This window comes from Mesorhizobium sp. M0243 (assembly GCF_040321775.1).
Classification (GTDB): domain Bacteria; phylum Pseudomonadota; class Alphaproteobacteria; order Rhizobiales; family Rhizobiaceae; genus Mesorhizobium.
The window spans coordinates 252,993-273,820 of sequence record NZ_JAMYSF010000006.1 but is presented as its reverse complement, the minus strand read 5'-3'; the positions used below and the strand labels follow the sequence as shown (position 1 = coordinate 273,820).

Here is a 20,828-nt window from a genome sequence, read left to right as displayed (position 1 = left end):
GAGGCTTTTCAATGGGCAAGGTAGTGGTGGTCACCTCGGGCAAGGGGGGCGTCGGCAAGACGACCTCGACGGCGGCCCTCGGGGCGGCCGTGGCCAAGACCGGCAAGAAGGTGGCCTTGGTCGACTTTGACGTCGGCCTGCGCAACCTCGACCTGATCATGGGCGCCGAGCGGCGGGTGGTGTTCGACCTCGTCAACGTCATCCAGGGCCAGGCGAAACTCTCGCAGGCGCTGATTCGCGACAAGCGGGTCGAGACGCTGTTCCTGCTGCCTGCCTCGCAGACGCGCGACAAGGATGCGCTGACCGAGGAGGGCGTCGGCGAAGTCATCGACAAGCTGCGCTCGGTGTTCGACTACGTGTTCTGCGACAGCCCGGCCGGCATCGAGCGCGGCGCGCAGCTCGCCATGCGCTTTGCCGACGAGGCGGTCATCGTCACCAATCCGGAAGTGTCGTCGGTGCGCGATTCCGATCGCATCATCGGCCTGCTCGACGCCCGCACCTTGCGGGCCGAGCAGGGCGAGCAGATCGCCAAGCATGTGCTGGTCACCCGCTACGATGCAGCGCGCGCCTCGCGTGGCGAAATGCTGTCCATCGATGACGTGCTGGAAATCCTGTCCGTGCCGCTGCTCGGCATCATTCCGGAAAGCCAGGACGTGCTGCGCGCCTCCAACCTCGGTTCGCCGGTGACGCTGTCGGAGCCGCTCAATTCTGCCGCCAAGGCTTATATCGACGCTGCCAGGCGGCTGGAGGGCGAGGAATTGCCCGTCATCGTGCCCTTCGAGCGCAAGGGCTTCCTCGATCGTCTTTTGGGAAGGAGGGCGGCATGAACCTGCTCGACATCTTCAAGCGGCGCTCCAGCGCCCCGGTGGCGCGCGAGCGGCTGCAAGTGCTGCTCGCCTATGAGCGCCGCAACCGCAGCCAGCCCGATCTCGTCTCCATCCTGCGCGAGGAGATCATGGCCGTCATCGCCAAGCATGTGCAGATCGACCAGGACTATCTGCAGGTCTCGATGGACCGCGGCGAGACCATGTCGACGCTGGAAATCGACATCCAGATCCCCAACAAAAGCGCCGTGCCGATGGCCATGGCGGGGTGACTTTACCTTCCCCCTTGTGGGGGGCCGAAGGACGGGCGAGACCGGTGGCTCGCCCCGGCAAGTCGATCCGCAAAGCGGATCGGGGTGGGGGTTGGCGCCAGCACCCCCACCCGGACCTGCGGTCCGACCTCCCCACAAGGGGGAGGTGGGGAGCCCAGTCCGCTCCCTCCGCGTGTGGAGCGGCATCGCCTGCCATCGTTAGGACGTTGATAAGCATTTGGTAATAAAAAGCCGGAAATGAGATGCTGGCTCGATTTGACATGCGCAATGCTGTCGTTCTCGGCGGAGCCATGACATGCGTATCAAGAGCCAGATCATTCTCTCCATGGTGGCCGCCGCGGCCCTGATCGGGCTGGTCGGCGGCGTTGCGATCTTTACGCAGATCGCGGCGACCAAATCGTTGGGGTTGACCGAAGCGACCAACGTCGCGCGGGAATTGGCCGACACCATCGTTTTCAAATCATCCGATGGGACGCCTTCGCTGCTCGAGCGGCCCGAGGCGCTCAAGCAATTCATGGAGCACCAGCACCGCCGCCTGCACCGGGATTTCCTGGTCCTCGACAACAACAAGACCATCCTTGCCCATGCCGCCGACGAAGAGCACCAGGTCGGCGACAAATTCGGTCACGACCCCGGCAACGAAATAGGCCAGACCTTGGCGGACGGCATTCCGCGCAGATTTGTCGACCCGGAGGAAGTGAACGCCATACTGGCCGTTCCGATCGAAAATCCCGAGGATACGATCATCGGCGCCGTGCTGCTGGAATATGACCCCGTTCTGCAGGCCGCCGAACAAAGCACCAACAGCCTGCTCTGGCTGGTTGGCCTCAGCGCGACGGCCGCCGTGCTGGTCGCGGTCGGCTTCGCATGGCTGCTGCTCCGTCGTTTCAGCTCTGGCCTCGGGGACATGATGCGCGGCATGGAAGCGCTGGCGAAAGGCAACGCCATGACGCGCATCAGCCACGCCCGCAACGATGAATTCGGGCAGCTGGCCCATGGCTTCAACACGATGGCGGACCAGCTTGCATCGGCGCGTGCGCATGTCGAGGACATCGTCGAAACGGCTGCCGAAGGCATCGCGGTTCTGAACGGCGACGGCCGCGTCGCCAGCGCCAATCCAGCGGCGGCAACGATGATCGGGCGGCGCGCCGACAAGATCGTCGGGCAGCAATGGGATTCGGTGCTGACGGTTCGCGACCCCAGAGGCGGTGCGTTCGCCGCTGGCGCTTCTCCCATCGAAATGGCGTTAGCCACGGGCCGGCAACACCAGGGCGAAGTGCGCCTGACCAGATCCGACGGCTCGCATCTGCCGGTCATCGCCAGTTGCAGTCCGCTCAGCAGGTCCGAAGGCGGCCTGGTCCTCACGCTCAACGACATCAGCGAGCTGCGCCGCGCGGAAGGAGTGGTCAACGAGCGTGCCGATCAGCTGGCGCTCCTCAACCGCGAGCTGCACGACAAGTCCGAGACCACGACCCGTCTGGTGAAGCTTGGCGAACTGCTGCAGGCCTGCGTCACCTTCCCGGAAGCGTTCTCGGTGGTCGGCACGGCCATGGCCGAGTTCCTCGGTGGCTTGAGCGGAACCGTCCACTTGACCAGCGCGTCGCGCAACCTGGTGGAAGAGATGGCGCATTGGGGCGACGTCCGCTCGAGCGCCACGCAATTCGCGCCGGAAGACTGCTGGGCGCTCAGGCGCGGCCAGGAACATGTCGCTGGCCCCGGCATGCTCACGCCGCGCTGCGCGCATATCACCGAGAACGGCAAGAAGGGCTATGTCTGCATGCCTCTGGCGGCCCAAGGCGAGACGCTGGGCATCCTTCATCTGTGCGAGCCGAATGCGGCCGAGAAGCCACAATGGCTGACTGAAAGACAGCAGATCCTGCGCGGTGTCGTCGACACGCTGGCGCTCGCCCTGGCCAATCTGCGCCTGCGCGAGACGCTGCGGCAGCAGTCGATCCGCGATCCGAACACCAGTCTGTTCAACCGGCGATATCTCGAGGAGACGAGCAGCCGCGAACTGCGCCGGATGGAGCGCTCGGGCCAGCCGCTGGTGATCATCATGCTCGATGTCGACCATTTCAAGCAGTTCAACGATACGTTCGGCCACGAAGCCGGCGATCTCGTCCTGAAGCAGGTCGCCGCCACCTTGATCGAGCACGCCAGGGATAGCGATGTCGTGTCGCGCTACGGCGGCGAGGAGTTTGCCCTGGTCATGCCGGGAAGCTCGGTCCAGGAAGGTGCCGAGCGGGCGGAAGCGCTGCGCCAGGCAATCAGGAAGCTTCATTTGACGCATCGCGGCCGAACGCTGGGCACCGTCACAGCCTCGTTCGGTGTCGCCGCCTACCCCGAGCATGGCGTGGGCTGGGCCGAATTGACCAACGCCGCGGATCACGCGCTCTACGAGGCCAAGGGTAGTGGGCGCGACCGCGTCGCCATCGCGCTGGGCAACGCGTCCGGCGAGCGACCTCCGATCCAGTTGGTACCAGCCCCGAAAAGCAGCTGAGACCGTTTGGGGTAGAGCACTCGGCCCGGCCCGCGATAGTCATCCTGCGCCTGCCAAGAGGGATCAGGCAAGTTCTCTCTGCCCTCGAGGTCTCGCGCGCGGGCTCTTCCTGAGCGGCCGCGGTCTTGCCGTCCTTCAGACCTCCACACTGTCAGAGGATCCGGCTCTTTTCGGCTGCGGCATTGGTTGTTCGGGCTATTTCAACCCCCAAATGTCTCAAATTTACCTTTGTGCCGACGGGGCTTCCCCTGCGCAAGCAGCGGATGTAAGGATATATTAGCAATTTGTTAAGTTCGAAGCGAGGTATGCGTAAGGGGAGTTTGGTGATGAACTTCAGAGGCCTGATCAAGCGTGCTGAAGACGTGGATAAAGCGATCCAGGACCTGCAGATCGATTTGGCGGACGCGCTGGATGCAAGTCTCGACGCCAACGATTTGGTGCCGTCGGAGAGCGACGATGTGCCGGATGCCCAGGCGGCAGCCGATGACGGGCCACCCCAGGCCGACGCGGCAAATGACGACAACGCCAGGAAGGCCGACGCTGCGGGCGATGCGGACAGTTCCGAAACCGCGCCACGACTGACGGCCCATACACAGACCCGGCTGGCTGCATTGAGCGCCTTCGAAGGTCTCTTCCATGACGCCAGGGACTATCTGGAGGAGATCAACGACAAGCTGTCGGAGATCGGCACCTCACACCATCTGACGCGTGAATTCCTCAACATCCTGCACAGCGACATCCTGCGCGCCAACGAGCTGGAGGTTGCCAATGCCGCTCTGGCCGCCGAACAGAGGGCGCTGTCGGAGAAGCTGCACGATGCGACGAGAAAATTGCGCGAGCGTGACGGCGCTTTCGAAGCGCTGCAGCAGCGCGAGACAAGCCTGGTTCAGGACCGGGAGACGCTTCGTGCGGCACTTGCCGCGGTAAGGCTGGAACTGGTGGAGACAGCCAATGCGAGCGCCAAACGTGAAGCGGAGTTCGGCGACATCGCCAAGCGGCTGACCGCCAGGACGGTCGAGGCCAACAGGCGCTTGCGCGAAAGCAAGATGCTGCGCGAAAAGCACGTCAACCTCTCGATCGAACTCGACAAGGCGCTGAAGCGGGAATCGCAGGCGCGCCACAGGCTCGACGAGCTCTCGACGATCCATGCCAGCGAAGCAGCGCGGCTGGCGGAGCTGCTGGCCGCGCTCGGCAAGAGCGACAAAGAGGAGATGCGGCTCCAGAAGTCGCTCGAGGCCGCACAGGCGAAGCTGTCGGAAACGAACGAAGCAGCACGCATGATGGAAGGCGACAAGGAAGCCGAGCTGGCTCGCAGCCAGGCGGAAATGCGCGGGTTGAGCTCGGAGATCCAGAACCTGCAATCGCGGCTGGAGCAAACCTCGACCGAAAACAGCGAAGCCGCAGGCGAGATCGCCAGGCTCAAGAGCGAACTGAACGATGCCTTGGCCGAAAAGAAGATCGCCGATGAAAGATTGTCCGCGCTGACCCAGGAGAGCGAAAGCGACAAGATGAGTCTTTCCAAGGTGAACGCCAACCTTTCTCAGCTGACGCTGCAACAGGCGTCCGAACAGATACAGTTCGACGTGCAGAGGCAGGAATGCGAGGACCTCAAAGCTGAAATCGCATCGCTCAATGCCCGCATCAAGGAACTGCTGCCCTACGAGCGGCTCCACAAGGCCACCAATGGCAGGCCGCGCGAGGACGGCGTGGTCGAGATAGCCGGGGCGATGGCGAAGAAAGCACGGACGACGGGCAGGCGGCGCATGCGCAGGAATGTCGGCGCCGCTAGCTGAAGTGTGGCGCTGAAGGGCTTCAGGTGACCCGCTTCAGGTCTTTTGTGCATGGGAGGCCGGCACCTCACCCGGAGAGTAAGCCCAATGGGGCACCGGCCAGGCGGATCGACAGGTCCGCCGCACAGGCAAGGTAGCGCGCCTCGGTCCCGCACGGCATTGGTGCGATCACGGAAGGTGCCAGCGGCACTTCCCCAAGCTTCTGATTCGAACCTTTGCGACGGCCCGCCGGCCGGAGGCTGCAAACACGCCCGGGAAACGATCGCGGCCGGCCCGGTGCCTCCTCAGTCGAGCGGCTCGTGCTGATAAAGCTCGTCCATGCTGAGCGAGGCCAGGGCGCCGAAAGGGGCCTGCTTTTTCACGCGGCCGCCGCTCAGGATGACCACGTCGTCGCAGAACGAGATTGTGCTGTGGTGGTGGCTGATGACGATAGTCGTGCGGCGGCCGGCTCTCGACTTCAGGGTCTCGACGATGGCCGCTTCCGACAGCCCGTCCACCGCATTGGTGGCTTCGTCCAGGATGAGGAGATCGGGATCGCGGACCAGGGCTCTCGCCAAGGCGATCCGCTGCCTCTGTCCCGCCGACAGATTGACGCCCCTGTAGCCGACCAGCGTCTCGTAGCCCTGAGGCAGCCTTTCGATGAACTCGTGCGCTTCGGCCAGTCTTGCGGCGGCCTCGGCGTCGCCGGCTGTCGCCGTATCCTGCCCGTAGGTTATGTTTTCAAAAATGCTGCCATCGACCAATTCCAGTTCCTGACTGGCCAGGGCGATGTGCCGTCGCCACTGGCTGGCGTCGATCCCGTCGAGCGGCGATCCATCGACGAGGATGCTGCCAGTGTCCGGTTCGACGAAGCGGCACAGGAGATTGACGATCGTCGTTTTGCCGGCGCCCGAGCGGCCGATCAGCGCCGTCGAGCGGCCGCCGCGGATTTCGAATGTCGCCGCATGCAGCACGACCTCGCGCCGGTCCGTACCGGAATAGGTGAATGTCACATCGTCGAACTTGATGCCCTGGCGCAGGCCGTGGAACGGCTCGTCGCCTTGCGGCGGTTGCGGCTTGCCGGCGGGATCCAGCAGCCATGTCACCTCTTCGAGCGATCCGCTCAGGCCCTGCAGCTGGCTCCACGACCCCTGCAGGGCCCGCATATGCGGCTGCAGCCTGTAGAGCAGGATGACGAAGGCGATGATCAGCGGGAAACTCACCTGCGCCAGCCAGGCGCCGATCACCACCGCCAGGAACAGCATGGCGTGGAGAACCTCCGTCAGCGGCGGCAGCGCTCCCTGGCGCACGAGCAGCGCGAAGGAGGCGCGGCGAACCGCATCCGACGCCGTGTCGAATATCGCCTTTTCCCGGTTCTCCTGTCCGAAGATGCGGATCAGCCGTCCGGCATGCACAAGGTGAAGCATCTGCGAGGCGAGGTGGCCGTTGCGCGAAGCGACGCTGCGGCTGGGCTCCTTCAGATTGGCAGAGAGGATGGCGTGCGCGATCTGGACGAGCGCCAGTCCGAGCGTGACCAGAAGCGTCATGCGCCACGAAAGCAGCAACAGGAAAGCCAACAGGATGATGGCGGCCGATGCGCTGACGATGGCCGACAGCATGATCTGGATCGCATCGGAGGCCCGCCAGGATTCGTTGGAGATGATGTTGAGCAGGCGTCCGGGGCTTTGCCGCAGGAAGAATGGGTAGCCGACCCGCAACAGCTGCTCCGACAGGGCGCCACGGATGGAATGGCTTGCCTTGCCGGAGATGAAGGTCGTCAGCAGCGTGTTGGCGAAGGCGAAGACGTTCTTCAGGATGATCGAGCCGAGGATGGCGACCGAAATGACGATCAGCCGGTCGCGCTCGCTCAAGCCCGATCCGACATGCTGGAGGACAGCGGAGAAGCCGCCCATTCCGGCCGCATCCCCGTGTCCCATGATGATGCCCAGCAACGGGATGATCAGGCCGATGCCGAACCCTTCGAGGACGGCGCTGAGCAGGCCGAGTACCACCACCGCCGGAAGCAGGCGCAGTTGCCGCTTTCCGAACGCCGGGAACAGCATCGGCAGGTTTGGCGGCAGCATCAGCATTATTGCGTTTCACCTCGCCTGGGCATTGGCTTGCTGATCTTGCCGCACTGGCTCGGCCCGCGGCCGTCTGGCCAGCAGGAGAACCGCGAACCTGGCCGCGCCGAGCAAATTCATGGCGACGATCGGCCAGTGCGGCAGGTTGAGTTCACGATCGAAGGCGGGTCCTCCCGCCAATTCCCTGATAGCCCCTCTTGCGGCCCAGTAGAAATGGCGAAGCAGCCAGGGCGCGTGGCGAACATGCTTCAGGCAGAGCCCGCCATTGCCCAGGCTGTAGTCGCGGTGCAGCTTCTCGATGGCTTTGCGATCCCGCCGGCCATGATGATGGAATATCGTCATATCAGGCACATACTCGACTGCGATGCCGAGCAGCATCGCGCGCACGAGATAATCGGTATCCTCGGCCGACCGCAATGGTCCGCCGGCGCCGAAGCGTTCGTCGAAATAGCCGATGCGGGCCGCGACATCGCGGTGCATCGTCATGTTGCAGCCCAGCACGAAGCCGCCGGGATGAACATCTGGCGTCAGCCGCTCGCGCGCCCACGACCGCTTGATGGTGAACGGCAAATCCCTGGCATCGCCAAGCTCGACACGTCCGCCCCGGATGAGCCATTGTTCCCCGGACGCATAGTGTCGCTCCAGATCGCGCAGGTAATCGCGATGGACCGCGCAGTCATCGTCGACGAAGACCAGCACACGGCCGCGCGCGCGCCTCAGCCCGGCGTTGCGCGCGGCCGCCAGCCCGGGGCGCGGCTCGCAGACCGGCGTGAACGGAATGTCCGACGCAGCGGCGATGCTGGCCAGGCGTTCGGCCGTGCGGTCGCTCGAACCGTTGTCGACGACCACGAGTTCGGCGGCGAAGCCGGCATGTGCGCGGCACGCGGCTTGCACCGACTTGATACAGGCATCGAGCACGGCGACGCGGTTGCGCGTGCAGATGATGAAGCTGACTTCCGGCGCCGATCGTTCCGGGCGGGGACCGGCCGGGGCAGGGCCAAGCGCCGTCGAACGATCGCGCTGCAGAGGTTGGTTGGCTTTGACGATCATGCCTTTAACTCAACCGATGAGACGCCAGAACCGCCGCGGCGGGCGCGGATTTGAAGAAGTACGCCATGGCATCGGCTTGTCTGGCGGCCGACAGCGAGGCGAGGCTGAGCCAGGGCGCCCAGGCGCCGGGCCGCAGCGCATATTGCTCGCGGCGCCGGATGACGTTCCATTTCGCGGTCCGCGTCAGCAATTCATGCGTCAACGCCGGCTGCTTTTTGTCGGCGACGAGCTGGTAGAGGAAATAGAACAGGTTCAGCGCGCCAGCCTCGAAGCTCGGCCGCGTCGCCGCCGGCAGCGAGCGGATTTCCTCCTCCAGCGCGACGATGAAGCTGGCCGCACGGGCGACCGTGTCGTGGCTGACCGCATCGCCGATGTCGCGCAGGTCCCGCGTGGCCTGCGCCAGGCCCTCGCGCTCGAGGTTCTCGGCCACGATGCGCAAATGCGTCCTGCGCATCTCCTTGACGTGCCGGCTGGTCACGCTTGCCTCATGGACGCGGTAGACGACCAGGTTTTCGGGCATCATGGCTGCCGGGTAGCGGCTGGCCAGCCGCCTGAAAAGATCGAAGTCCTCGGCGTGCCTGTAGGTCTGGTCGTAGTGGAGAACGCCGTCGTCGATGACCTTCCTGTTGTAGACGACCGTCGGGTGCATGAAGATCGTGAAGAACATCGCCAATACAGGGATGCGGCCGAACTGGAACACCGGATCCGGCCTGCCGATGGCGATGCGGCCGCGGATCAACATGTCGACGCCGGCGCCGCAGAAGCCCAGTTCGGGCCGCCGCTCGAACAGCGCCACCTGGCGCGACAAACGCCAGGGATAGGCGACGTCGTCGGCGTCCATCCGCGCGACCAGTTCGCCCCGGGCGAGCGCCAGCCCTTCGTTGAGCGTCGCGACAAGGCCGCGGTTTTCACGCGAGACGATCGAAATGCGGCTGTCGGCCTTTTGGCAGCGCTCGAGTATCTCGAGCGAATTGTCGGTCGAACCGTCATCGATCGCGATGATCTCCAGGCGGCCGTAATCCTGCCGCAGGATGCTTCCCAGCGCGGCGGCGAGATAGGGGCCGGCATTGTAGACCGGCAACAGGACGGAGACGAGCGGCGCGGCGGTCATCGTCTTGTATCCGTGCGCTGGAGTTCGAGCGCCGGTGTGCGGTCATCCGGCGGTCCGACGGCCGCCGTCGCGAGCCAGCCGCCATGGCTGCCCTGTGCGGGGCGGGTGCGCGCGACATAGGGGAAGTGGCGCTTGAGGCTGTTGAGCGGCCTCTCGAAAACCACCCAGGAAATCCAGGCCGCGACAATCGTGGCGGCGCCCGCGACCAGGAATCGCCCTGGCCCTTGCTCAGAGACGTTGAGCGGAATCCAGGGCTGCGCCTTGACGGCGAGCGACAGCAATATCGGATGATAGAGATAGACGCCGTAGCTGATGCGGCCGAGGCCAAGCAGCGGCGGCAGTTCGGCAAGCCTGCCCAGGATGCCGCCAAGGCCGCGCGAACAGGCGGCTACGATGACCATCAGTGGCACCAGGGGCAGGACTTCTCGCAGCACCCAGCGGGCCCATTCCAATGTCGGATCGGCGGGCTCTGGGACTAACCACTCAATCGCCAGGAATGCGGCGGCGAAGGCAGGCCAGCCCAGCCGCATCCAGTGCGGCAGGCCGGCGCCCCTAAAATGCCAGCAGGCAAGCAGCGCGCCCGAAGCCAGCGCGTCCATGGATGCCGGCGGCAGCAGGTCGCGCGACAGCGCCGGCGTGGCAGTGATCGGCCAATAGAAGCGATAGGCCAGCGACAGTGCGATGACGGCGATGCAGATGGCCTCGAAGCGGCGGCGTGGGGCCAGCAGGACGACCAGCGGCCAGGCAAGATAGAACTGCTCCTCGATGCTCAGGCTCCAGAAATGACCCAGCACCCAAGGGTTCCAGTTATTGTGCTGCGCATACCAGAAGTTCGACAGATAAAGCGCATGCCAGACCAGCGATCCTCTGGATTGATCCAGGTCAACCAGCCAGACGAAACCCAGGACGGCAAAATAGGGCGGGAATATCCGCAACATCCGCCTGATGTAGAAGGAGCGCAGCGCGGGGCCGGTTTCGAATTCGGTGGCCGAACGCGCCTCCAGCAGCAGGCGCGTGATCAGGAAGCCGCTCAGCACGAAAAACAGCCGCACGCCGATATGGCCCCAGAACGAAGGTCCCTCCGCGAAGAAATGGGAATACAACACCATCGTTACGGCGATGGCTCTCAACGCATCAAGTTGGATGTCACGGGCGCTTCCCATCAGCGGCTTCCGCGGCATTGATGTCCGCGACGTATCCGCCAGCCGGTCGTTTCGGGCACCAGGCGGACGAGATCCGCCAGGGCACCGGCACCGTCAAACCTTCGCTTTGCGGGTCCGATCGCGGCGAGTCCGATCGGGCCGGGCTCGAAATCGACGGACGAACAGCACAAGTTGGTCAACGTGCCGGAATCCTCCACAGCGTATGTCCAGTCGCAAACGAACCCCAAAGGAATGGTTCGGCCACCCTATTGTGCGGCGCAACACAAAAAATCTACCGGGATGAAATACTTATGTGAGCAAGCGCTAAAGATTCCTGCTTCGGCTGATTGGGAGGACGTCGTAGGCTGACGCAATAAGATAGGCCTAATCTTTTGTTAAACCAGGCGAAATTTCGGAGTCTGTGTTTTTTGCCGAGTGGATTGGCTCTGGTTACGCCGAGAAATGGGCTGGAACCATTGGCTTTGCGCGGTGCAGCATCGTCGCCGTCTTTTTCTTGCCGTAAGGCTCACTGCTCCCGAGGCAGGCATTCCGTCCAACGGGAACTCGCACGTAACGCCCCTCACACTGCCTCGAACACCACCGTCTGTTCCAGCCCGCCGCCCCGGCGGTTTTGCAGCGTCACGATGCCGCCGTAGCGCTCGATGATTTCCTTGGCGATGGCGAGGCCAAGACCGGCTCCGGGGACGGATTGCAGGCGGCCGGGGTCGACGCGGAAGAAGGGCTCGAACGCCTTGTTCAGGAGTTCCGTGGGTATGCCCGGGCCATGGTCAGATATGGTCAGCACGGCGCGATTGGCGGCTGCGGCCAGGTCGATGCGGCACGCCTTGCCATGGGTGGCGGCGTTGACGATCAGGTTGCGCAAGGCTCGGCGCAGGCCAAGCGCGCCGGCCCGCACGCAAACCTTGTCCAGGTGCCCGATCGAGACGGCATGGCCGAGCGATACCATCTCGGCTTCGATATCGCGCACCGTCTTTGCCAGGTCGACCGGTTCGACGGCGTCCTGGTTCACTTCTTCGCGCACCAAGCGGATGGCGCTATCGGCGATGCGGTCGAGTTCGTCGAGGTCGTGAAGCCATTTGTCGCGTTCGTCGTCGAGGAATTCGGCGCGCAGCCGCATGCGCGTCATCGGCGTTCGCAGATCATGGCCGGCGGCGGCGACCAGCCGCATTCGGCTTTCCATGGCGGTCCGCAGCCGCGACGAGAGCTGGTTCAGCGCATGCGCGGTGGCCTTGACCTCGGCCGAGCCCACTTCCGGCACCGCTGCCAGCACGCCGTCCGATCCGATCTTGGAGACGGCGGCCTCCAGCATCTCGAGCGGGCGGATCAGCACCGAGGTGAAATAGACCGACACCGCCGTGGCGCCGGCGACGATCAGCGAGATCCAGCCGGCCAAGACCAGCCATTCGCGCCTTGGCGGCTTGAGATGCGGCACCTCCATGATCGCCCAGCGGCGGTCAGGCAGGTGCATCGATGCGATCTGGCCGGGTTCGTCCGTCTTCTCGTTGACGACCGCCGGAAAGTCGAGGCCACGGCGGTGCAGGATGTCATTGAGCATCGCCGTTTCCGCACGAGCCACCTTGCCGCCCGCCGGATGGTCGGCGAATTGCACCCGCAGGACGTCGGGGATCGGCCCCGGCAAAAGCCGCACCACCAGTTCCATCTGTTGGGCAATCCAGGGCACGGTCAGTTCCGGCGGCGGTCCGCCGCCGCGCACGCTGATGACGGCGGCCGTCGCCAGGCCGACGACGCCGACGATCGAGGCGACCAGCAGCAGGATGAGACGGCGACGCAGCGAGTTCACGAGTGGCTCTCCACGGTGTCGACGCGCGCGGTGAGTTGGTAGCCGCCATTGCGCACGGTCTTGAACAGCGGCCCGTCGCCGGTGTCGGAAAATTTGCGGCGCAGCCGGCTCACCAGCACATCGACCGAACGCTCGAGCGGGTCGCGCTCGCGGCCTTGCGTCAGGTCGAGAAGCTGGTCGCGCGATAAAAGCCGGCCGGGGCGGTCGAGAAACACCTGCAAGAGGTCGAACTCGGCGCCCGTAAGGTCGACGGCCACGCCTTGTGCATCCGTCACCTTGCGAGTGTCCGGCTCCAGCCTGTAGCCGGCGAAGCGGTAGGTACGCGCGCGCGGGGAGGCGGGCGCCTCCTCGGGAGCCGAGCGCCTGAGCACGGCACGGATGCGGGCAATGAGCTCACGCGGGTTGAACGGCTTGCCGAGATAGTCGTCGGCGCCGAGTTCCAGGCCGATGATGCGGTCGACATCTTCTTTCAGCGCCGTCAGCAGGATGACCGGGATATGCGGCTTGCGGTCACGCAAGGCCCGGCAGATATCGAGCCCCGAGCCGTCCGGCAGCATGACGTCGAGCACGATCAGGTCGAACTGGCCCGCGCCCAGCCTCTGTTCGCATTCGCGCCGGTCCGCCGCAGCTGTGACACGAAAGCCCTGGCTGTCGAGATAGCGCTGGAGAAGCGTCCTGATCTCGCGGTCGTCGTCGACGACGAGGATATGGGGTTGTGACTGCATGACCGTGCCCTTGCCTTGGCCGCGATTATAGGGAGAGCCGCATCCAAGCGGCACGGAAAATTGCAACTGAATGTTTCCGGCAGGCCGTGGGAAACATTCAGTTACAAATTGCCCTCTCGCGGAAACCTTCAGCAATACGCCGACGCGAAGCGGACAAACACGCTTCCTATCCTCTCATTTGTCCGAAGCATGAGAGAAAGGAACACCGTCATGCGAAGCAGACTTCTTGCGCTCGGCCTGTTTTCCGTCGCTGCAATTCACCCCGTGCTGGCGGCACAGCGCGATCCGGGTGCCGCCCCCGGCGAGCCGCCACCGGTCATGGCCCAGCAGAGTGGGGCAATGCAGGATAGACCCGACCATGGCCCGATGGCCGGACCCGGCCCGCACGGGCCGATGCGGCATGGTCCGCAGGGTTTTGGCCCGCGAGGTTTTGGACCGGAAGGCTTTGGCCCCCGCCGCATGGGTCCGCCGCCGGAATTCATGCTGGCCGCCCGGCTGGCCGCGCTCGAGATCCGCGTCGGCATCCGCTCCGAGCAGCTCGACGCCTGGCGCGACTACACCAGCGCGCTGCAGGCCGTGCTGGCGCCGCCACGGCCCGATCATGGGCGGCCCGGTGGTCCTGATAGCTCCGGCGGTCCTGAAGCGAAGGGCTCCGACTCAGCCGGCCCTGACGGCAAGCGCGATCCCTTCGCCTTCCAGGAAAAACTGGCCGACGACGTCACGGCCCGCGCGGTTTCGGCCGGCAAGCTGAAAGACGCGATCGCGGCACTGCGCGCCAAGCTGACGCCCGAACAGCTCGAAATCCTCGCTTCGGCGGAACGTCCCCACGGACCACCCCCCGGTCCCTGGGGCGGTCCGCCGGATGATGCAGCCGGCCCCCGAGGTCTGCCCAACGATGGCAGTCCGCCGCCCCAGCCCGGGAACGGCTGAGAACTCTGACCGGCTGCGCCGGCCGGCCCGGTACCCAACCCGTTCTCGGGCCGGCCGGTCTCTTTCAGGGATGGCGGGCGTATCTTCGCCATCCCTATTTTTCAAATCATGCCCAGTTCAAATCAAACGGAAGCAGACGATGTGGGAAGCCATGATACTGCTGCGGCTGCTCGCGTCCGCCAGCCCGAGATTGTCACTCGACCATGCCGGACGCGGCCTGCCACTGGCTCTGCCGGCCGACACGCTGAAGGGCGCGATCCGCCTGCGCTTCGCCGCCTGGCGGCTGTCGCTTCCGCTCTCGCAGCCGCTCGACAACCATGGACATCATGACCGCAAGATCGCGTGAACTCCGGCAAGGCGCTTGGCATGTCCTCGCTGATCGGCATAATGATGTTGGTAGGCATCGCGGCCAGCTACTCGACCTTCGAGCAGCTCCGGCCGACGAGAAGGAGCGCGACATGAGCCGCTTCGAAGCATTGCTCGTCGCCGCCCGCCGACGGGTGCGGCCTATCATCATATGGATCGGCATGCCCTCGACCAAGCGGTCCATTGCCAGCGCGTACGCAACTCCAGGGAAAGATCCAGGCCATGATTTCCAAGTCTAGCCAGCCTCGTTTTTCGGCGCGTCGTCTGGCGCCCTGGGCCGCGATGTTCGCCGCCACTCTTCTGCTGGCGTCCTGCTCGCAGGAGGGCAGCGCCCCCGCCGGCATGGGCGCGCCCGGCAAACCGCAAGTCGGCGTCGTCACCTTGCATCCGCAATCGGTGGCAATCACCGCCGAGCTGTCGGGACGCACGGCGGCCTCGCTGGTTGCCGAGGTGCGCCCGCAAGTGAACGGCATCATCCAGCAGCGCCTGTTCAAGGAGGGCAGCGAGGTGGCGGCGGGACAGCCGCTCTACCTCATCGATCCGGCGAGCTACAAGGCGTCGTATGACAGCGCGGTCGCCGCACAGCAGAAGGCGCAAGCGGCGGTGCCCACCGCACAGGCCAAGTTCGACCGTTATGCCGGTCTGTTGAAGCAGAACGTTGTTTCCAAACAGGATTATGACGATGCCGCCGCCACGCTGGCACAGGCGCAAGCCGATGTCGCCTCGGCCAAGGCCAGTGCCGAGACCGCGCGCATCAGCCTCGACCGGACCTCGATCACCGCGCCGATCGCCGGGCGCATCGACAAGTCCACGCTGACGCCGGGTGCGCTGGTGACCGCCAACCAGGACACTGTGCTGACGACCATCCGTGCCCTCGATCCGATCAATGTCGACGTCACACAGTCGAGCACCAACCTGCTCAATCTGCGCCAGGCGATCTCGGAAGGGCGGCTGAAGTTCAGCGGCCCCAATGTCAGCGTCAAGCTGAAGCTCGAGAACGGCACCATCTACACGCAGACCGGCAAGCTGGAATTCGCCGGCGCCAATGTCGACCAGACCACCGGCACCTTCGCGCTCAGAGCCGAGTTTCCCAATCCCGATCGCCTGCTTTTGCCCGGCATGTATGTGCGGGCGCTGGTCGAGGAGGGCGTCGCGCAGAATAGTTTCCTGGTGCCGCAGCGCGCCGTCAGCCGCAACACCAAGGGCGAGGCCACCGCCATGGTCATCAATGCGCAGGGCAAGGTCGAGACGCGCGTGCTCGCAGTGCGCAACAGCGTCGGCAACAACTGGCTGGTGGATTCGGGTGTCGGCGACGGCGACCGCGTCATCGTCGAGGGCATGCAGCTGGTGCGCCCCGGCGGCGACGCGACGGGCGTCGAAGTGACGATCGACGAGACGACAGGCGAGGTCAAGGACCGCGGGCAGGGCACTTCCGCCGCGCCCGCCGCGTCCAACGCTGCCAAACCGGCGCCTGCCGCCGCGGCCGGGAACTGAGCGATGTCCGTATTCTTCATCAACCGGCCGATCTTCGCCTGGGTGATCGCCATCGTGATCATGCTGGGCGGGCTTCTGGCGCTCACCTCGCTGCCGATCTCGCAATATCCGCAGATCGCGCCGACCACGGTCAATATCAGCGCAACCTATCCGGGCGCCGACGCGCAGACCGTCGAGAACTCGGTGACCAAGGTCATCGAGCAGGGCATGACCGGCATCGACAATCTCGACTACATGACGGCGACGTCGACCTCGACCGGTTCGGCCTCGATCACGCTGACCTTCACCACATCAGCCGATCCCGATACCGCCCAGGTGCAGACGCAGAACAAGCTGCAGCTGGTGCAGTCGCAGCTGCCGCAGGTGGTGCAGAGCAACGGTATCACCGTCTCCAAATCCTCGACCGGCTTCCTGATGGTCATTGGCTTCGTGTCGACCGACGGCAAGATGAACTCGACCGATCTCGCCGACTATGTCGATGCCACCGTCAACGACACGCTGAAGCGCGTCGAGGGTGTCGGCTCGACGCAGCTGTTCGGCTCCGGCTATGCCATGCGCATCTGGCTCGACCCCGACAAGCTCGCCAAATACGCCTTGATGCCGAGCGACGTGGCCTCGGCGATCGAGGCGCAGAACACGCAGGTTTCGGCCGGCCAGCTCGGCGGCCTGCCGGCGCGCAAGGGCCAGCAGCTCAATGCCACCGTGACGGCCAAGAGCCGGCTGCAGACCGCCGAACAGTTCCGCAACATCATCCTGAAGAGCCAGACGGACGGCTCGCTGGTACGCCTCAACGACGTCGCCACCGTCGAACTCGGCGCCGAAAGCTATACGACGCAGGCCAATTACAACGGCAAGCCGGCGGCGGGCGTCGCCGTCAATTTGGCGACCGGCGCCAATGCCATCAACACCGCCGAGGCGGTGCGCTCGACGATCGCCCGGCTGAGCTCGACCTTCCCGCAAGGCGTCGAGGTCGTCTATCCCTACGACACTTCGCCTTTCGTGCGGCTGTCGATCGAGGAGGTGGTCAAGACGCTGGCCGAAGCGATCGTGCTGGTGTTCCTGGTGATGTTCATCTTCCTGCAGAATTTGCGCGCCACCATCATCCCGACGATTGCCGTGCCGGTGGTGCTGCTCGGCACGTTCGGCGTGCTGTCGCTGTTCGGCTATTCCGTCAACACGCTGACCATGTTCGCCATGGTGCTGGCGATCGGCCTGCTGGTCGACGACGCCATCGTCGTGGTCGAGAATGTCGAACGCGTGATGCAGGAAGAGGGCCTGCCGCCGAAAGAGGCGACGCGCAAGTCGATGCACGAAATCACCGGCGCGCTGATCGGCATCGCCACCGTGCTTTCGGCCGTGTTCGTGCCGATGGCTTTCTTCGGCGGTTCGACCGGCATCATCTACCGGCAATTCTCGGTGACCATCGTCTCGGCGATGGTGCTGTCCGTGCTGGTCGCACTGGTGCTGACGCCCGCACTTTGCGCCACGATCCTGCGGCCGCCCAAGGACCATGCGACGCAGACCGGTCCGTTCGGCTGGTTCAACCGCGTCTTCGATCGCGGCACGCTTGCCTATCGCGACGGCTCGCACGGCATCATCAACCGGTCCTGGCGCTTCCTCGTCGTGTTCCTGGCCATCGTCGTTGCCGTGGGCTGGATGTTTGCCCGGCTGCCGAGTTCGTTCCTGCCGGAAGAGGACCAGGGCATCCTGATCACCAGCGTGCAGCTGCCGGTCGGCGCGACGCAGGATCGCACGGAGCGCGTCCTGGCAGAGGTGACCGACCATTATCTCAACCAGGAGAAGGACGTTGTCGACGGGGTGTTCACCGCCTCCGGCTTCGGCTTCGGCGGCGCAGGGCAGAATGTCGGCATCGCTTTCGTGCGGCTGAAGGATTTCGACCTGCGCAAATCGCCGGCTTCGGCCGCGCAGGCAATCGCCGGCCGGGCGATGGGCGCGTTTTCGAAGATCAGGGATGCTCAGGTCTTTGCGCTTGCGCCTCCCGCCATCCAGGGGTTCGGCAACACCAACGGCTTCGACTTCTACCTGCAGGACGTCAACGGCGCCGGCCATGACGCGCTGATCCAGACGCGCAACCAGCTTCTGGCCCTGGCCGGGCAGAGCAAGGTGCTCGCCAACACAAGGCCCAACGGGCAGGAAGACCAGCCGCAATTCTCGGTCGACATCGACCAGGAAAAGGCCAGCGCGCTGGGCGTCAGCCTGGCCGACATCAACAACACGCTTTCCACCGCCTGGGGCAGCGACTACGTCAACGACTTCATCGATCGCGGGCGGGTGAAACCGGTCTATCTGCAGTCGGACCCGAACTTCCGCATGCAGCCGGAAGACCTGGACAAATGGCAGGTCCGCAACGCCAGCGGGGCGATGGTGCCGTTCTCGGCCTTTGCCTCCAGCCATTGGACATTCGGTTCGCCCAGGCTCGAACGCTACAATGGTTCGGCGGCGGTCGAGATCCAGGGCGCGGCGGCCACGGGCATCAGCTCGGGTGCCGCCATGGACGAGATCGACAAGCTTGTGGAGCAACTGCCCGCCGGCTATTCCCACGAATGGACAGGGCTGTCGCACCAGGAGAAGCTTTCCGGCAACCAGGCGCTGTCGCTCTATGCGATCTCGGCACTTGTGGTGTTCCTGTGCCTGGCAGCACTTTATGAGAGCTGGTCGATCCCGTTCGCGGTCATGCTGTCGGTGCCGATCGGCATCTTCGGCGCGCTGCTGGCGGCAAGCCTGTTCGGCCAGTCCAACGACGTCTATTTCAAGGTCGGCCTGCTGACCACGATCGGTCTCGCCGCCAAGAACGCCATCCTCATCGTCGAGTTCGCCATCGAGCGGCAGACCGCCGGGATGGGGCTGGTCGAGGCGACGCTGGAGGCGGCGCGACAGCGGCTGCGGCCGATCCTGATGACGTCGCTGGCCTTCATCCTCGGCGTGCTGCCGCTGGCGATTGCCAGCGGCGCGGGCTCGGGCGCGCAGAACTCGGTCGGCATCGGCGTGATGGGCGGCATGATCGCGGCGACGGTCATCGGCGTGTTCCTGGTGCCGCTATTGTTCGTCACGGTGCGACGCATCTTCAAGGGCAGGGCGGCCAAACCAGATACGGGCGAGACGCCGGTGACGGCCAACCAGCAATAAGGAAAACTTCACATGACAGGCTTGGAACGTGGCTCGGTGGCCGCGAGGCGGCTCCTTGCGCCTATGCTTACCGCTGTCCTGCTCGCGGGATGCGTCGTCGGTCCGGATTATCAGACGCCGATATTGGCGATGCCTGCAAGCTGGAGCGGCCAGAAGCCGACAAAGCCTGCCCTGCCGGCGCAACTGTCGAAATGGTGGCAGCGGCTGCGCGATCCCGAGTTGAACACGCTTGTCGAGGAAGCGGTTGCCGGTAATCTCGATGTCGCCACCGCCAAGGCCAGGATCCGCGAGGCGCGCGCCAGCTATCGCCAGAGTGCCGGCACATTGCTGCCGTCGGCCGACAGCTCCGGCTCGGTCTCCCGCAACAAGTCGTCAGAAGCCACGTCAGGCTCTGATGCCACCTACAGCGAGTATCAGGCCGGCTTTGACGCCAGCTGGGAACTCGACCTGTTCGGCGCCAACCGCAGGGGCGTCGAGGCCGCGCGTTACGGGCTGGACGCCTCACAGGAGGAACTGCGCTCGACGCTTCTCACCCTGGTCGGCGATGTCGCTTCCTATTATGCCCAGGCGCGCGGCTACCAGGCCCGCATCGCGCTCGCCCGCCGTTCGGCCGCGTCGCAAAGGCAGACCGCCGAACTTACCCGCACCATGGCTCAGGCGGGCACGGCGACCGCCGCCGATGTCGCCAAGGCGATGGGGCAGGCAGCGAGCACCGAAGCCGCGGTGCCGACGCTGGAGGCAAGCTATGCCCAGGCCGTGCATCGTCTCGCGGTGCTGGCCGGCCGGCCGCCTGCCTCGCTCAACGAGCGGCTGAAGCGGGTCGCGCCAATCCCTGCACCACGCCTGCCGATGCCCACCGGAATTCCCGCCGACCTCCTGCTGTCGCGGCCCGATTTGCGCATGGCGGAGCGCCAATATGCGCAATACACCGCCAAGGTCGGCCAGGCAGAGGCCGCCCGCTATCCCACGGTCAGCCTGACGGGAGACATCAGCACGGCGGCGCTGAAGCTTGGCGATCTCGGCAAGAATTCGTCGATCGGCTGGTCGTTCGGGCCGACGCTCAGCGTGCCGGTGTTCAATGCCGGTCAATTGCAGGCCGCCGTCGACGTCGCCAAGGCGCAGCGCGATCAATATTTCATCGCATACCGGTCTTCGGTGCTGACGGCGCTCGAGGATGTCGAGAACGCGCTGGTGCTGTTGTCGCAGGAGCGCATCCGGATCGGCAAGCTCGCCTCGTCGGCGAAGTCCTATGGCGAGGCGGCAAGTCTCGAAGGCACGCTCTACAAGGCCGGCGAGACCAGCCTTCTCGATGTGCTCGACGCCCAGCGCTCTCTCTACTCGGCCGAGGACTCGCTGCTGCAAAGCCGCGTCCTGCTGGCGACCAACTACATCGCCCTCAACAAGGCGCTCGGCGGCGGCTGGGACGGTGCGGTCGACAGTACCAAGCCTGAGGTCGTCGACGTCAAAACCGGTCCACGGCTGGCGTCGAAGCCGGCGGCCTGAGCGGTTTCCAAGGCCTCGGTCAAGTATTTCGAGGCGGCTACGCGGATTTCGAGATTGTGCGACACACCGCTCGTGGCGGCGCGTGAAAT

General features: G+C 64.9%; 15 protein-coding genes. 9 read left to right on the top strand and 6 right to left on the bottom strand.

Annotated elements, in window-relative coordinates:
• Nucleotides 1-11: 11 nt before the first annotated feature.
• The 4 genes from minD to NKJ11_RS10945 all read left to right on the top strand — a co-directional run bounded on the left by minD (nt 12) and on the right by NKJ11_RS10945 (nt 5,389).
• A complete protein-coding gene (minD, locus tag NKJ11_RS10960; RefSeq protein ID WP_013530671.1) occupies nt 12-827 on the top strand; it encodes a septum site-determining protein MinD in 816 nt (271 codons plus the stop codon).
• Nucleotides 824-1,096: a cell division topological specificity factor MinE gene (minE, locus tag NKJ11_RS10955; RefSeq protein WP_023813379.1), complete on the top strand. Its 273-nt coding sequence runs from the start codon at nt 824-826 to the stop codon at nt 1,094-1,096. Before minD ends, minE begins: the two co-directional genes overlap by 4 nt.
• A 295-nt stretch (nt 1,097-1,391) precedes the next feature.
• Complete coding sequence (locus tag NKJ11_RS10950; RefSeq protein ID WP_023813380.1) at nt 1,392-3,596, top strand: sensor domain-containing diguanylate cyclase; 2,205 nt, start codon at nt 1,392-1,394, stop codon at nt 3,594-3,596.
• Nucleotides 3,597-3,922: 326 nt separating this feature from the next.
• Nucleotides 3,923-5,389 (top strand): coiled-coil domain-containing protein, encoded by a 1,467-nt coding sequence (locus NKJ11_RS10945; protein ID WP_352611131.1) that lies wholly within the window; start codon nt 3,923-3,925, stop codon nt 5,387-5,389.
• A 281-nt stretch (nt 5,390-5,670) separates the two neighbouring features.
• Here NKJ11_RS10945 and NKJ11_RS10940 read toward each other — a convergent pair whose 3' ends face one another.
• From NKJ11_RS10940 to NKJ11_RS10915, 6 genes are all read right to left on the bottom strand, one after another.
• Complete coding sequence (locus NKJ11_RS10940) at nt 5,671-7,455, bottom strand: ABC transporter ATP-binding protein (protein ID WP_352793278.1); 1,785 nt, start codon at nt 7,453-7,455, stop codon at nt 5,671-5,673.
• A gap of 9 nt (nt 7,456-7,464) precedes the next feature.
• Nucleotides 7,465-8,499, bottom strand: a complete 1,035-nt coding sequence (locus NKJ11_RS10935) for a glycosyltransferase family 2 protein (protein ID WP_352722079.1) — start codon at nt 8,497-8,499, stop codon at nt 7,465-7,467.
• 4 nt (nt 8,500-8,503) lie between these two features.
• Nucleotides 8,504-9,610 (bottom strand): glycosyltransferase family 2 protein, encoded by a 1,107-nt coding sequence (locus NKJ11_RS10930; RefSeq protein WP_352722077.1) that lies wholly within the window; start codon nt 9,608-9,610, stop codon nt 8,504-8,506.
• Nucleotides 9,607-10,773 (bottom strand): acyltransferase family protein, encoded by a 1,167-nt coding sequence (locus tag NKJ11_RS10925; RefSeq protein WP_352722075.1) that lies wholly within the window; start codon nt 10,771-10,773, stop codon nt 9,607-9,609. Before NKJ11_RS10925 ends, NKJ11_RS10930 begins: the two co-directional genes overlap by 4 nt.
• A gap of 559 nt (nt 10,774-11,332) precedes the next feature.
• Complete coding sequence (locus NKJ11_RS10920; RefSeq protein WP_352793277.1) at nt 11,333-12,574, bottom strand: ATP-binding protein; 1,242 nt, start codon at nt 12,572-12,574, stop codon at nt 11,333-11,335.
• The gene (locus NKJ11_RS10915; protein WP_352793275.1) at nt 12,571-13,299 is read right to left on the bottom strand and encodes a response regulator; all 729 of its coding nucleotides are present in this window, start codon (nt 13,297-13,299) and stop codon (nt 12,571-12,573) included. The genes NKJ11_RS10920 and NKJ11_RS10915 overlap by 4 nt, the downstream gene beginning before the upstream one ends.
• Nucleotides 13,300-13,509: 210 nt before the next feature.
• On the opposite strand from NKJ11_RS10915, the gene NKJ11_RS10910 reads away from it, so the two are divergent.
• The 5 genes from NKJ11_RS10910 (at nt 13,510) to NKJ11_RS10890 (ending at nt 20,739) form a co-directional block, all read left to right on the top strand.
• Entirely contained in the window at nt 13,510-14,229 is a 720-nt protein-coding gene (locus NKJ11_RS10910) for a hypothetical protein (protein WP_352793274.1), read from the top strand.
• A 139-nt stretch (nt 14,230-14,368) separates the two neighbouring features.
• Entirely contained in the window at nt 14,369-14,575 is a 207-nt protein-coding gene (locus tag NKJ11_RS10905; protein ID WP_352441811.1) for a hypothetical protein, read from the top strand.
• 242 nt (nt 14,576-14,817) lie between these two features.
• Nucleotides 14,818-16,089, top strand: coding sequence for an efflux RND transporter periplasmic adaptor subunit (locus tag NKJ11_RS10900; protein WP_502905790.1), 1,272 nt, complete (start codon nt 14,818-14,820; stop codon nt 16,087-16,089).
• Between the two features lie 3 nt (nt 16,090-16,092).
• Nucleotides 16,093-19,236, top strand: coding sequence for an efflux RND transporter permease subunit (locus tag NKJ11_RS10895; protein WP_352793272.1), 3,144 nt, complete (start codon nt 16,093-16,095; stop codon nt 19,234-19,236).
• A 12-nt stretch (nt 19,237-19,248) separates the two neighbouring features.
• A complete protein-coding gene (locus NKJ11_RS10890; protein ID WP_352793271.1) occupies nt 19,249-20,739 on the top strand; it encodes an efflux transporter outer membrane subunit in 1,491 nt (496 codons plus the stop codon).
• Nucleotides 20,740-20,828: the final 89 nt, after the last annotated feature.

What these genes read in the sequence shown, in the direction of transcription:
- NKJ11_RS10900 (WP_502905790.1), top strand. Translation starts at nt 14,818, where the DNA reads ATGATTTCCAAGTCTAGCCAGCCTCGTTTTTCGGCGCGTCGTCTGGCG.
- minD (WP_013530671.1), top strand. Translation starts at nt 12, where the DNA reads ATGGGCAAGGTAGTGGTGGTCACCTCGGGCAAGGGGGGCGTCGGCAAG.
- NKJ11_RS10905 (WP_352441811.1), top strand. Translation starts at nt 14,369, where the DNA reads ATGTGGGAAGCCATGATACTGCTGCGGCTGCTCGCGTCCGCCAGCCCG.
- NKJ11_RS10935 (WP_352722079.1), bottom strand. Translation starts at nt 8,499, where the DNA reads ATGATCGTCAAAGCCAACCAACCTCTGCAGCGCGATCGTTCGACGGCG.
- NKJ11_RS10950 (WP_023813380.1), top strand. Translation starts at nt 1,392, where the DNA reads ATGCGTATCAAGAGCCAGATCATTCTCTCCATGGTGGCCGCCGCGGCC.
- NKJ11_RS10925 (WP_352722075.1), bottom strand. Translation starts at nt 10,773, where the DNA reads ATGGGAAGCGCCCGTGACATCCAACTTGATGCGTTGAGAGCCATCGCC.
- NKJ11_RS10915 (WP_352793275.1), bottom strand. Translation starts at nt 13,299, where the DNA reads ATGCAGTCACAACCCCATATCCTCGTCGTCGACGACGACCGCGAGATC.
- NKJ11_RS10930 (WP_352722077.1), bottom strand. Translation starts at nt 9,610, where the DNA reads ATGACCGCCGCGCCGCTCGTCTCCGTCCTGTTGCCGGTCTACAATGCC.
- minE (WP_023813379.1), top strand. Translation starts at nt 824, where the DNA reads ATGAACCTGCTCGACATCTTCAAGCGGCGCTCCAGCGCCCCGGTGGCG.
- NKJ11_RS10910 (WP_352793274.1), top strand. Translation starts at nt 13,510, where the DNA reads ATGCGAAGCAGACTTCTTGCGCTCGGCCTGTTTTCCGTCGCTGCAATT.
- NKJ11_RS10895 (WP_352793272.1), top strand. Translation starts at nt 16,093, where the DNA reads ATGTCCGTATTCTTCATCAACCGGCCGATCTTCGCCTGGGTGATCGCC.
- NKJ11_RS10940 (WP_352793278.1), bottom strand. Translation starts at nt 7,455, where the DNA reads ATGCTGATGCTGCCGCCAAACCTGCCGATGCTGTTCCCGGCGTTCGGA.
- NKJ11_RS10945 (WP_352611131.1), top strand. Translation starts at nt 3,923, where the DNA reads ATGAACTTCAGAGGCCTGATCAAGCGTGCTGAAGACGTGGATAAAGCG.
- NKJ11_RS10890 (WP_352793271.1), top strand. Translation starts at nt 19,249, where the DNA reads ATGACAGGCTTGGAACGTGGCTCGGTGGCCGCGAGGCGGCTCCTTGCG.